The sequence below is a fragment of the Burkholderia sp. 9120 genome, from assembly GCF_000745015.1.
Taxonomy (GTDB): domain Bacteria; phylum Pseudomonadota; class Gammaproteobacteria; order Burkholderiales; family Burkholderiaceae; genus Paraburkholderia.
Genome location: NZ_JQNA01000002.1, coordinates 1,361,697 through 1,373,568, shown reverse-complemented (window position 1 = coordinate 1,373,568; position 11,872 = coordinate 1,361,697). Strand labels below are relative to the sequence as shown.

At 64.2% G+C, this 11,872-nt stretch carries 14 protein-coding genes; 9 read left to right on the top strand and 5 right to left on the bottom strand.

Features of this window, described 5'->3' with window-relative positions; all coding sequences use genetic code 11:
- Nucleotides 1–125: 125 nt before the first annotated feature.
- From FA94_RS14405 to FA94_RS14390, 4 genes are all read right to left on the bottom strand, one after another.
- Entirely contained in the window at nt 126–629 is a 504-nt protein-coding gene (locus tag FA94_RS14405; protein ID WP_035552228.1) for a YbhB/YbcL family Raf kinase inhibitor-like protein, read from the bottom strand.
- Between the two features lie 172 nt (nt 630–801).
- A complete protein-coding gene (locus tag FA94_RS14400; RefSeq protein ID WP_035552225.1) occupies nt 802–1,248 on the bottom strand; it encodes a very short patch repair endonuclease in 447 nt (148 codons plus the stop codon).
- 48 nt (nt 1,249–1,296) lie between these two features.
- The gene (gene dcm / locus FA94_RS14395; protein WP_035552222.1) at nt 1,297–2,589 is read right to left on the bottom strand and encodes a DNA (cytosine-5-)-methyltransferase; all 1,293 of its coding nucleotides are present in this window, start codon (nt 2,587–2,589) and stop codon (nt 1,297–1,299) included.
- 296 nt (nt 2,590–2,885) lie between these two features.
- Nucleotides 2,886–3,212 carry a hypothetical protein gene (locus FA94_RS14390; protein ID WP_035552221.1) on the bottom strand — a complete coding sequence of 109 codons (327 nt, stop codon included), beginning with the start codon at nt 3,210–3,212 and terminating at the stop codon, nt 2,886–2,888.
- A gap of 176 nt (nt 3,213–3,388) precedes the next feature.
- On the opposite strand from FA94_RS14390, the gene FA94_RS14385 reads away from it, so the two are divergent.
- The 9 genes from FA94_RS14385 to FA94_RS37295 all read left to right on the top strand — a co-directional run bounded on the left by FA94_RS14385 (nt 3,389) and on the right by FA94_RS37295 (nt 11,374).
- Nucleotides 3,389–3,580, top strand: coding sequence for a CsbD family protein (locus tag FA94_RS14385; RefSeq protein WP_035552219.1), 192 nt, complete (start codon nt 3,389–3,391; stop codon nt 3,578–3,580).
- A 198-nt stretch (nt 3,581–3,778) separates the two neighbouring features.
- Nucleotides 3,779–4,000 carry a hypothetical protein gene (locus FA94_RS14380; protein WP_035552216.1) on the top strand — a complete coding sequence of 74 codons (222 nt, stop codon included), beginning with the start codon at nt 3,779–3,781 and terminating at the stop codon, nt 3,998–4,000.
- Nucleotides 4,001–4,283: 283 nt separating this feature from the next.
- Nucleotides 4,284–4,991 (top strand): glutathione S-transferase N-terminal domain-containing protein, encoded by a 708-nt coding sequence (locus tag FA94_RS14375; protein WP_035552214.1) that lies wholly within the window; start codon nt 4,284–4,286, stop codon nt 4,989–4,991.
- 330 nt (nt 4,992–5,321) lie between these two features.
- Nucleotides 5,322–5,765, top strand: a complete 444-nt coding sequence (locus tag FA94_RS14370; protein ID WP_035552211.1) for a (2Fe-2S)-binding protein — start codon at nt 5,322–5,324, stop codon at nt 5,763–5,765.
- Nucleotides 5,746–7,971: a xanthine dehydrogenase family protein molybdopterin-binding subunit gene (locus FA94_RS14365; RefSeq protein ID WP_035552209.1), complete on the top strand. Its 2,226-nt coding sequence runs from the start codon at nt 5,746–5,748 to the stop codon at nt 7,969–7,971. The genes FA94_RS14370 and FA94_RS14365 overlap by 20 nt, the downstream gene beginning before the upstream one ends.
- A 60-nt stretch (nt 7,972–8,031) precedes the next feature.
- On the top strand, nt 8,032–8,358 hold the full coding sequence (locus FA94_RS14360) for a c-type cytochrome (RefSeq protein WP_035552205.1): 327 nt from the start codon (nt 8,032–8,034) through the stop codon (nt 8,356–8,358).
- Nucleotides 8,359–8,489: 131 nt separating this feature from the next.
- Nucleotides 8,490–9,563, top strand: a complete 1,074-nt coding sequence (locus FA94_RS14355; RefSeq protein WP_035552203.1) for a porin — start codon at nt 8,490–8,492, stop codon at nt 9,561–9,563.
- Nucleotides 9,564–9,630: 67 nt separating this feature from the next.
- On the top strand, nt 9,631–10,596 hold the full coding sequence (locus FA94_RS14350) for an AraC family transcriptional regulator (protein WP_035552201.1): 966 nt from the start codon (nt 9,631–9,633) through the stop codon (nt 10,594–10,596).
- Nucleotides 10,544–11,374, top strand: coding sequence for a helix-turn-helix domain-containing protein (locus FA94_RS37295; protein WP_081935934.1), 831 nt, complete (start codon nt 10,544–10,546; stop codon nt 11,372–11,374). Before FA94_RS14350 ends, FA94_RS37295 begins: the two co-directional genes overlap by 53 nt.
- A 191-nt stretch (nt 11,375–11,565) precedes the next feature.
- Here FA94_RS37295 and FA94_RS14340 read toward each other — a convergent pair whose 3' ends face one another.
- The gene (locus FA94_RS14340) at nt 11,566–11,790 is read right to left on the bottom strand and encodes a hypothetical protein (protein ID WP_035552198.1); all 225 of its coding nucleotides are present in this window, start codon (nt 11,788–11,790) and stop codon (nt 11,566–11,568) included.
- Nucleotides 11,791–11,872 lie beyond the last annotated feature (82 nt).

Here is an 11,872-nt window from a genome sequence, read left to right as displayed (position 1 = left end):
ATGGGGGGTGAGACAGAGCACGCGACTGACCGCCCGCGTGCCCGCCTGTGCCGGACACGCCGGTGTCGATTCACTACGTACGCGACCGGCGCCGCAAAGCGCACGCCGGCCGCGCGTTCGCCGCGTTACTTCAGTTCGTACAGACCCGTGTGCGTGGTCGAGTCGAGTTCGTTCAGATGCGTCATGAAGCGCGCGACCGCGTTGGTGGTTTCCGCGTCGATCGGCAGATGCGGCACCTTCAGCGCATGCAGACGGAAGATGTAGCGATGCGCCCTGTCGCCCCGGGGCGGCGCGGCGCCGCCGAAGCCGGCCGTGCCGTAGTCGTTGCGCAGTTGCAGCGCGCCTTGCGGCAGCAGCGAGCCGTCCGCTTTACCGGCGTCGCGCGGCAGTGTGCGGGCCTCGGCCGGAATGTTCACCACGACCCAATGCCAGAAGCCGCTGCCGGTCGGCGCGTCGGGATCGTGAACGGTGAGCGCGAAGCTTTGGGTGTCGGCCGGCGGTGCGTCCCAGTGCAAGACCGGCGAGATGTTTTCGCCGTCCACGCCGAACGCTTTGTCGTGATACTCGTGGGCTTTCGGCATGAAGCCGTTGGTGGGGAAGTCGTCGGACCAGAGACGGAAATCAGCCATGATGTGTCTCCCTAGTAAGTGGTTCTGCGCCGATCGGGGCGGGCGGTTTGGCTGCCGCTTGGAGCTTGCGGCGAGCGCTGAAACAACGCGCGGCGAGGCCCCGGGTGAGCCAATCGAGTGTATCACCAGCCGCTCCGGGATTCGCTCCACACGGGCAGGCTACAAGCGGCTTTCAGCCGCGTTCCTCGAAGCTCGGCGCGTCGCTCTTCAACCACGCCACCAGCCGCTCCAGCACGCCCGCGATATCGCGATTGGCACCACGCAATGCGCATTCCCACACCACCGCGACGCGCCAGCCGTCGGCGAGCAAGGCCGCGCTCACCTTGTCGTCGTTGCTGCGATTACGGCCGATCTTGTCGCGCCAGAACTCGGGCCGCGTTTGCGGCCATTTGAAAAGATGACAGTCGTGACCGTGCCAGAAGCAGCCGTGCACCAGCACCACGGCGCGGTAGCGCGGCAGCACGATGTCGGGACGTCCCGGCAGATCGCGCGCGTCGAGACGGAAGCGGAAGCCTTGCCGATGCAGCAGGCTGCGGATCAGGATTTCCGGCTTCGTATTGCGACCGCGGATGCCGGACATCATGCGGCTGCGGGTCGCGCTATCGACGATATCGACCATGTTCAGACGCGTCCGCGCCGGTCTTCACCGCACGGCGCAGCGAGGTGGTCAGGCGTACAGCGAGAGGGCTTGCTTCGAACCACGGGGCGTCTCCTCGGCGAGCAGGGTTTGCACATGCGGCAGCATGATGCGCGCCACTTCGCGCATGACGGGCATGACGACGCTGTTGCCGAACTGCCGGTAAGCCTGGGTGTCGCTGACAGGGATCCGGAAGGTGTCGGGAAAACCCATCAGCCGCGCGCATTCGCGTGGGGTGAGGCGGCGTGGGCGCAGCGACTCTCCTTGATAGACCAGAATCTCGGAGCCGTCCTTGTGATAACGCGCCGACAGCGTACGCGTGACGCTATCCGGATACGCCATGCCGAAGCCGAAACCATTGCCCGCCGCGCGGTGCTTTTCCGCGTAGTTCTGCAGGTAGGTCCAAAGATTCGACGTGAGCGTGTACTTCGGCTGGACGCGTTTGGCGGTGTGATCGAAGAAGCGGTCGTGGTCCCACGGCAGCACCGGTTCGCTGCCGTCCGTGCGATGCAGGATCGAGCCGAGGCGCGGGCCGTGTTCCGGCAAGCGCAGATCGTCCCACGAGAACGAGGTCTTGCCGCGAAAGCCGACGATGAGGATCCGCTCCCGATGCTGCGGCGTGAAATGCTGACCGTCGATCACGCGGTAATGCACTTCGTAGCCCAGTTCGTCGCGCAGGGTTTGCAGGATCACGTCGAAGGTGCGGCCTTTGTCGTGCGACAGCAGGTTCTTCACGTTCTCCAGCAAAAAAGCGGCGGGGCGCTTGGCCGCGATGATGCGCGCGACGTCGAAAAAGAGCGTGCCTTGCGTCGTGCATTCGAAACCGTGCGGCCGCCCGAGGGCGTTTTTCTTGCTGACGCCGGCGATCGAAAACGGCTGGCACGGAAAGCCGCCGAGCAGCACGTCGTGGCTCGGCACGTCTTCCGCCGGAAACGTCAAGATGTCGCCGATCAGCGCATGCTCGGCACCGCCCGGATAGTTCTCGCGGTACGTCTTGGTGGAAAAATCGTTCCACTCGCTGGTGAATACACACTCGCCGCCTTGCGCTTCGAAACCCATGCGAATACCGCCGATGCCGGCGAACAGATCGACGAAACGGAACGAGGCGCCGCCGGCGGTTTTGCGTACGTGACCGCCATCGATTCGCGCGTTGCCTTGCAGCAGATCGCGCAAGGCCGGCTCCAGCATCGCGGGGCACGGGGTCGCGCCTTTTTCCCAGCGGCGCACCGTCTTGATGTCTTTGCCGACGTGCGCGGCGATTTCGCGTTGAGTGAAGCGGGCGCGCGCCTGTCGGAGCAGTTCGAGCGGTGCGGCGAGGGTCACGGAAGTCCTTGCTGGGAATTTTTGCGGACATTATGACCTAAGGTCGTCCCTTTTTCCCTATTTTCGACGCAGAGCGGTGGAAAATTTCGACTGTCGGCGATGCGTATCCGCTAAACGCGGCTGTCACAGTTGGGCGTGTACGCTACCGAAGCGACGCAAATTCCCTGCGTAGCGACGTGTTGAGGCCGCAGCGCGATTCGCGGCCATTTTTTTTATTGATGGATATGTGGGTATGGCGAGGCGGCAGGCGCGCAAAGGCCCGCCGCGCTGAAACTCAGCGGCGCCCGGATTCCACCTCAAACGAGGCGGCTGTTATCGACGGGATAAGGCGGTGGGAACAGCGCGGCGACCGCTGGCGTGAGGGTGTCCCAGGCCAGTTGCGGTTCGGCTGCGAACTGATCGAGCTGGAGCAGCAGGCTGTCCACCGAGCACAGTTGCGCGTGGGAGAGATAGCCGGTGTCGAGCAGCGTGTATAAACGCTGGCGCCAATAGGCGGGAGGCAGGATCGGACCGCCGAGATCCCCGTGTAAAGAAAGCCGCATTGCGCGCGAAATGTGCGCGATATCCCGGTCGACCAGCGCGGCCTGGGACGAACCCGTCAGCGTAATGAATGTGCGGTCCATGGCACCTCCTTCGCAGCTTTACGGCAGGCGGGGGCGAATCTTTAGACCTTTTCCGATTATTTTTTTGAGTATGGCGCCTAGGGCGAAAAAGCACGTTCCCGACGGCGGGCACACGCGTTGCTCGATAGGGATACTGGCGTAATCTCGCGCCGGCATTCGAGATAAAGGAGCCGATCATGAACAAGGATCAGGTGAAGGGTGTGGGCGAGCAGATCAAGGGGAAGGTCAACGAAGCCGTCGGCAAGGCGACGAACAACCCCGGTAAGGAACTGAAGGGTGACTTGCAACAAGGTGCGGGCAAGGTGCAGAAGGCCTATGGCGATGCCAAGGAAGACGCCAAGGACAATGCAAAGCGCAACGCGCCGTAATCCGGTTTGCTGTGCTGATTGTCGATGGATCGGAAAGGCGCTTCGGCGCCTTTTCCGTTTTGGGCCGCGGATCGGATGGCGGGCAGGTTGCGGCGTTGGTCGGATTCCGCCTGGGAGTAACCCGCAGTGAACCGTGGGAGTGCGCCGCGCGTGGTGTGTCGCCATTAGACTTGGGGATCCAACCCGGAGATCGCGCCCATGACACCCGAAAAATTGCTTTCGATGTTCGAACGGCAGTACCTGGAAGGCAAAGCGCCGGTCGATCTGGAGCAGACCTGCGCAAGCTACGCCTCGTGGCTGGCGGCGGCATGGGAGCTACTCGACGGTGAGCAGAAGACGTTGCTGCTGACGGTCGGTGCGGCGTTGTGGCGCGAAGGCTATAACTTGCGCGCCGGCACGGCGACCAAGGACTTGTGGTGAGCTTTCTCGCGCGGTCGAGGAGCTTTGCCGCGCGCGTGACCGCCTGGTTTTGCGCCAGCCATCTCTCGAAGCCATACGTGCTGCGCGGAAGTCCTGCAGCGCTTGAGCGCTTCCGCACGCGTTCCGTCGGGTCGGTTTATATTTGGCGGTCGCGCAATCTCGCGGTCTCGCGTTGCTGAGATTTCGATGCCGGTCTTCAAGGCTCGAACTGACTCGAACTGGCTCGCGACTTCGATTTGCTCTCCTGCGTTGCTCAACTCTCGTACAAGGCTTACATCGTCCCATGACCGATCTCTCCGATTTTCCGATCACGAAGAAATGGCCTGCCGAGCATCCGGACCGGATTCAGCTCTATTCGCTGCCAACGCCTAACGGCGTCAAAGTGTCGATCATGCTCGAGGAGATCGGCTTGCCGTACGAGCCGCATCTCGTACGCTTCGATACGAACGACCAGATGACGCCCGAGTTTCTATCGCTCAATCCGAACAACAAGATCCCGGCGATCATCGATCCGAACGGTCCCGGCGGCCGGCCGCTGGCGCTGTTCGAATCGGGCGCGATTCTGATCTATCTGGCGGACAAGGCCGGCAAGTTGATTCCGGAGGACATCGGCGGTCGCTATGAAGCGATTCAGTGGGTGATGTTCCAGATGGGCGGCATCGGGCCGATGTTCGGGCAACTCGGCTTCTTTCATAAGTTCGCCGGCAAGGAGTACGAGGACAAGCGTCCGCGCGATCGTTACGTCGCCGAATCGAAGCGGCTGCTCGGCGTGCTGGATCAGCAACTCGAAGGACGCGACTGGATTCTCGGCGACGCTTATTCGATCGCCGATATCGTCACCTTCCCGTGGGTGCGTAATCTGATTGGGTTCTATGAGGCGGGCGATCTGGTCGGCATCGACGACTTTGCGAATGTGAAGCGTGTGCTGGCGGCGTTTGTCGCGCGTCCGGCGGTGGTGCGGGGGCTGGATATTCCGAAGCGGCCTGCGTAATGGTTTTAGGCGGCCGGATCGCGTTAGGCGCGTCCGGCCGTGGTCTCCCACGGTCTAGTGCGTTCTGCGCGGACTTTCTGCTCTCTCGCGAACTTCCCCTCCTGTCGAATTGACCTCGCGTCGACGCCTGGCCGTCGACGTTTCATCCGTGGTCCTTTCCACAAGCCTCGTCCGCTCGCCGCAGCGTTATTTTCGCGCGCTGGACGATCGGTGCCTTTTTATAGCTTCCCGGTCATTGATGCTGATTTTTGCGGCATCGAGAATTTGCTCGTCGATGTCGCTGCATTCGCGGCGCTTGCATCGAGACGACAGCATTCCGGGAGACACGCAATGCAATTTGAACTCAACGGCCGCCCGTTTTCCTTCGACGGCGACGCGCAGACGCCGCTGCTGTGGGTGATTCGAGACCACGCCATGCTGTGCGGCACGAAGTACGGCTGCGGGATCGGCGCTTGCGGCGCGTGCACGGTGCACCTCGAAGGCGACGCGGTGCGCTCGTGCGTGCTACCGGTTTCCGCGGTGGCGGGTAAGTCGATTCGCACGATCGAGGCACTGTCGCCCGATGGCACGCATCCCGTGCAACGCGCCTGGGTCGCGAAGGACGTGCCGCAATGCGGCTACTGTCAATCGGGGATGGTGATGGCCGCGGCCGCCTTGCTCGCGCACACCCCCAAACCGACCGACGCGCAGATCGATCAGGCGATCACCAATCTGTGCCGCTGCGCCACCTATCAACGCATCCGCGAGGCTATTCATGTCGCCGCGGAATACTGACGCGAGGCGCGGCGCACCGGGCGTCGCGGCCTCGGCAAGCCGGCGCGTTTTTCTGAAAAGCGGGTTGGCGATCGCGGGCAGTTTCGTCCTGCCGTTGAGCTTCAGCGAACTCGCATGGGCCGGCGACGGTGGTGCTCCCAGTTATGAGATCAACGACTGGGTGCGTATCGACGCGAGCGGCCACACGGTGATCGGCCTGTCGCAAGCGGAGGTGGGGCAGGGTGTGTACACCGGCTTGCCGCAAGTGCTTGCCGACGAAATGGATGCGGACTGGCGCAACGTCACGGTGACGTTCGTGACCGGTCGCGACGCTTATCGGATCGATGCCGCCAACGAGATGCCGCAGCAATTCGTCGGCGCTTCGATGTCGGTGACGATGTTCTACGAGCGCTTGCGGATTGCCGGCGCGCAGGCGCGGGCCGCGTTCATCGAAGCCGGCGCGCGTCGCTTCAAGGTGCGCGGCACGCAATGCACGGCCACCAATGGTCAGGTCATCCATATTCCAAGCGGCCGCGCGTTGAGCTACGGCGAGCTGGTGGCGGACGCGGTGAAGATCCCGTTGCCCGCACATCCCCGGCTCAAGCCCGCATCGGCGCATAAGCTGATCGGCCAGCCGTTGCACAAGCTCGACGCGCCCGCCAAGGTCAACGGTTCGGCGCAATTCGGAATCGATGTTCAGGTGCCTGGCATGCTGACGGGTGCCGTCAAAATGGCGCCGACGCTCGGCGGTAAACCGTTGCGCGTCACCAATGCCGACACCGTGCGAAAGATGCCGGGCGTGGTCGATACGGTGCTGGCGAAAGATGCGCTCATCGTCGTCGCCGATACGTATTGGCAGGCAAAGCTGGCGTGCGACGCCGCACAGGTGGAGTGGGACACGCCGGCGGGTGGTCCGTTCGACAGCGCGACGATTCTCGACGAACGCAAGGGCGCGCTGCAATCCGCGCACGCGGTCGTCGCGACCTGTCTCGGCGATCCGCAAGCGCGTTTCGCGGAGGCCGGGCACGGCTCGCCTGCCGTCGTGCAAGCCGACTATCACACGCCGTATCTCGTCCACGCGACCATGGAGCCGGTCAACGCGACCGTGCACGTGCGCGACGGCGAGGTCGACGTGTGGGGGCCAATCCAGGGGCAGGACAAGGTGCGCTGGACCCTGGCCGCGATCTTCAAAGTGCCTGCGGCGAAAGTGATCGTCAACACGACGTTTCTCGGCGGCAGCTTCGGCCGCAAGTATGTGCCCGACTTTGTTGTGCACGCGGCGGTGGCCTCGAAAGCGGTCGGGTGTCCGGTCAAGGTGATCCGTTCGCGCGAAGACGACATTCAACACGGTTTCTACCGTCCTTGCGCGTCGGCGCGTATGCGCGCGGTGCTGGGCACGGACGGCTTGCCCACGGCGCTGCACGCGCGGGTTGTCGGCCAGTCGCTGTACAAGTCGATCAAACCCGACTTCTTCGACAAAGCCGGCGGCTGGGATGAAACCATGCTCGACGGCATTTACGATCTTTGCTACGGCGTGCCGAATCTGCTGGTCGATTCGCTGCATGTGCCGCAGCCGATTCCGGTCAGCTTCATGCGCAGCGTCGGCAGCACGTCGAGCGTGTTTTTTCTCGAGAGTTTCATCGACGAACTGGCGCACGTTGCGGGAATCGACCCGCTGCGCTACCGGCGCGCGCTGCTGCGGCACGACCCGTTGAGCGTCGCGGTGCTCGACCATGCCGCGGCGCGAGCCGACTGGTTCGGCAAGAGCGCGCCTGGCTTGCACCGCGGTATGGCGTTCTGCCTCTATACCGGCCGTGGCGGCGCATTTACCACCTATGTCGCGACGATCGTCGAACTGCGTCTTGTACACGGGCAGGTGAAAGTCGAGCGTGTGGTGTGCGCCGTCGACTGCGGCCGGCCGATCAATCCGATGCTGATTCAGGAAGCGATCGAAGGCGGCATCGGCTTCGCGCTCACCAACACGTTCAAGAGCGAAATCACGTTTGCGAAAGGCGCCGTCGTGCAAAGCAATTTCGCGGACTATCCGCTGCTCAATCTCTCCGAGATGCCGAAGGTGGAAACCGTGATCGTGCCGAGCGACCGCGCGCCTCAAGGTTGCGGCGAAGTCGCGTTGCCGCCGGTTGCGCCGGCAGTGGCCGCCGCGCTGTTTCGCGCCACGGGACAGCGCTTGCGTTCGATGCCGCTGCCACAGCGTTTCGACGTTTGATTTTCCGGGCAGCCGGGCGCTGCCGTCGACTGTTTTTCCCCACTTGTTGAAGAAGGCTTTATGAAAAGAACCACTCTGCTGGTTGCATTCGCGTGCGTTGCCGTTCACGCGCACGCGGACACCGATTTCAACCGCGCGCGGGCGCTGGCCGGCGAGCACGCCTGCCTCGGTTGTCACGCGGTGGACAAGAAGCTCGTCGGCCCCGCTTACCACGACGTGGCCGCGCGTTATAGCGGCCAGAGCAACGCCGCCGCGTTGCTCGTCAAGCATGTGCAGCAGGGTAGCGCGGGCGTGTGGGGCAATGTGCCGATGCCGCCGAACCGGATCGACGCCGCCGACGCGCGGCTCCTCGTCAACTGGGTGCTCGCGGGCGCGCCCGATCACTGAGGTCGCCGCGCCATGCCCGCGAACTCGCGGGCGTGCCTGACGGGCTGTTTCAATCGACGGATCATCGGCAACACCAGAGCTGCTCCAGCGGCCCTGATGATTCGGATGGCTAATTTAACCAGGGTTTGGAAATGAGAAACTATCTTGCGGCAGCGTGTCTGCTCGGCGTGGCGAATCTGGCTCATGCGCAGAGCAGCGTGACCTTGTACGGAATCGTCGACACCGGCGTGCAGTATTACAACCATGCGGCGACCGGCGGCTCGGTCGTCGGCATGCCGGCGCTGACCGGCGAAGTGCCGTCGCGCTTCGGCTTGCGCGGCGCTGAAGATCTGGGCGGCGGCACGCAAGCGTTCTTCCAGCTGGAAAGCGGTTTTGCCACCGGCACCGGCGCACTGAACTACGGCGGCCGTCTGTTCGGCCGTGCCGCGAACGTCGGTATCAGCAGCCCGTACGGCACGCTGACGCTGGGGCGCCAGATCAACATGTCGTATTACGCGTTGCTGCAGGCGGACGTGATCGGCCCGTCGATTCATTCGATGGCGAGCTTCGACACCTATCTGCCGAATGCGCGTAGCGACAATGCGATCGGCTACCTCGGCAAATTCGGCGGCTTCACGCTCGGCGGCACCTACAGTTTCGGTCGCGACGCCGCGGGACCGGCGGGCCCGTCCGCGACCGATTGCGCGGGGCAGGTGGCCGGCAACTTCATTGCCTGCCGCCAGTACACGGCGCTGGCCGCCTACGATTCGGCGCATTTCGGCATGGCGGCTTCGTATGACGTGATGCGCGGCGGTACCGGTGCGTCCGCGCCGTTGACGAACAGCGCGTACACCGATACCCGGACCATCGTCGACGCTTACGTCAAATACGGCGACGCGAAACTCGGCGGCGGCTGGGAGCGGCGCAACACGTCGGCGGCGGTTCATAGTCAGACGGATCTGTTTTTTGTCGGAGTGAACTATTTCGCGCTGCCGGCGCTTTCACTCGACACGCAAATGGTGCGATATAACGTCAGGAGCGTCTCCGACTCGACGCTGCTGATCGCGCGTGCGACCTACTTTCTGTCGAAGCGCACGTCGGTGTACTCGTCGCTCGGTTATATGCTCAACAGCCAGAAGGCCGCCGCGCCGGTGGCTGCGGCCGGCACCGTGCAAACCGGCGCCGATCAGCTCGGCGTGATGGTCGGCATCCAGCAGCGTTTCTAGCATGAGGCGAGCGGCGGGTGCAGCCGGCATGCGGACGACGCGGTGCACGCAAGGGAGGGACGAACCGATGGATTTGCTGAGCGATGTCCTGTCCGACTTGCGGGCCGATACGGTCGTGACCGGCAGATTCTCGCTGGCGGCGCCGTGGGCCTTCAACAAGCCCGCGGTGGCCGGCGCGCCGTTCCGCACCTGTTCGGGTAATCCGTTCTATATCGTCGTCAAGGGGATGCAGCCCGTGCGGGTCGAACCCGGCGACTTCGTGTTGCTGCCGCACGGCCACGAGCATGTGATGTGCTCGGCGCTCGACGAAGTGCCCGTGCCGTTCGACGAACTGATGGCGAGTCAGGGCATCGAGCCGCGCTTCGATACGCCGCTGGCTTTTTCGGCGGGTGGCGAGGGCGCGTTGAGCGAGTTGTACACGGGCATCGTCGTGTTTCGCGAGTCGATGCGCAATCCTTTTCTCGGCATGCTGCCGCCACTGATTCACATTCGTTCCGGCGATGCCGCAATCGCGCCGTGGCTTGCCAATACCTTGACCAGCTTCATTCAGGAATCGATGGCGGCGCAGCCCGGCTGGGCGATGGCCGCCGCGCGTCTTGCCGACGTGCTGTTCATTCATCTGCTGCGCGCGCATCTGTCGAGCAGCACCGGCGGGCATACCGGCTGGTTGCGCGGCATGGCCGATCCGCAGATCGGTCAGGCGATGGCGCTGATCCATCGGACGCCCGCGAAGGCGTGGACGGTGGCGAATCTCGCGACGGCGGCCGGGTTGTCGCGCTCGGGGTTCAGCGTGCGCTTTCTCGAGCTGGTCGGCGAAACGCCGATCGCGCATTTGACGGCATACCGGATGTATCTCGCGGCGGGCGAGTTGACGCGTGGCCGCAGCCGGTTGATCGAGGTGGCGGAGCGTGTCGGCTATACCTCCGAGAAGGCCTTTGCGCGCGCGTTTCGGCGCTGGGCCGGGATGCCGCCCAGGGCGTATGTCAAGTCCGCGCCCGATCCACTCGATCTGGAGCGGCGTGGTGGTCGATGAGGGGGAGATGAGTTCATCGGGTGGCGCTGTGGCGGAGGCGGGCGACGGCCAGGCTTGCGCGTCGGTATCGAACCTGGTGCCTGCATTGGTGCGCGGGCTGCGGTTGATGCAGGTGTTTTCGACGGCGCGGCCGAAATGGGCGATGAGCGAACTGGTTGCTTATCTGGATGCGCCGCGCAGCACGGTCGCGCGTCTGGTGCGCAGTCTGGCGTCTTTGGGTTTTCTGGTGGAAGACGAGGCGGGGCGTCTGAGTCCCGGGCCCGCCGTGCTGGGCATCGGGACAAGCTTTCTGGACGGGGCGTCGGTCGTGAGGGTGGCGGCACCCGTGCTCCGCGAGCTGGCGAATCGGACGTTAGCGGCGGCGCAATGGCTGGCGCTCGACGGTATGCAGGCTGTCGTGATCGCGCAGGCGTTACCGGACGATCCAGGCGGCGCGTGTGCGGCGACCCGGGTGGGGGCGCGCTTCGCGATTGGCGGCACGGGTTTTTGCGGCGGGCAGTTCGGCGACGTGGCTCGCGGCGTGCGGAGCGCTTGCGGGGGCGACGCCGCGGTGTGGACGTACGGCGAGGCGATCGTCGGCGGCGCGCATGCGGAGGCTGCCGCTCTACCGTTGATGGCGGTGCCGATTCTGCGCGACGGGCGAGTGAGGTATGCGCTTTCTGTCGGCGTGCAGGCGGATTGGGACGCGGCGTCGACGGTTGAGCGGGCGAGGCTCTCGCTTGAAGAGTCGGCGCAGAGGATGGTCCGGGCGTTGAGCGATGTCGGTGAAGGTCGGTAGCGTGTGTCGGATGAGCACTTCCAGCGCCCGGGTAGCCGCGCGAGTCCCGACCCGGGGGCGCGAGTGAGCCGACGGAACTGATCCTCGTTGCGGACACGGCGTTGTAGGAAGCCAAGACGAGTGGACGCAATCGGCTGCTCGCCGCCAAGGGGATTTCAAGCCCAGCCGCGTCCGATTAGCCACCGCCGGGCTCAATGCTGCCCCGCATTCATCAACGTCCAAAGCTGCCGTGCCGGCTTACCCATCAGCGCGCGATCCATCACGCCGCTGCATCGCGCGCACGTGTATTTCTCCGCCGCGCGCTGACCTTCCTTCCAGTCGACATTGTCGAGCAGCAACTCGCCGTGCGGATCGACAAGCGACGGTTGGCCGTGCAGGTCGGCGCATGCGGCGCGGGGTTGAATCCAGAGTTCCATCCAGTTCGTCTCAAGCCAGGTGTTGCGGATAGTAGCGCGGCCGACGCTTCCCTCGCTCGACCAGCCCAATTTTTATGCTATT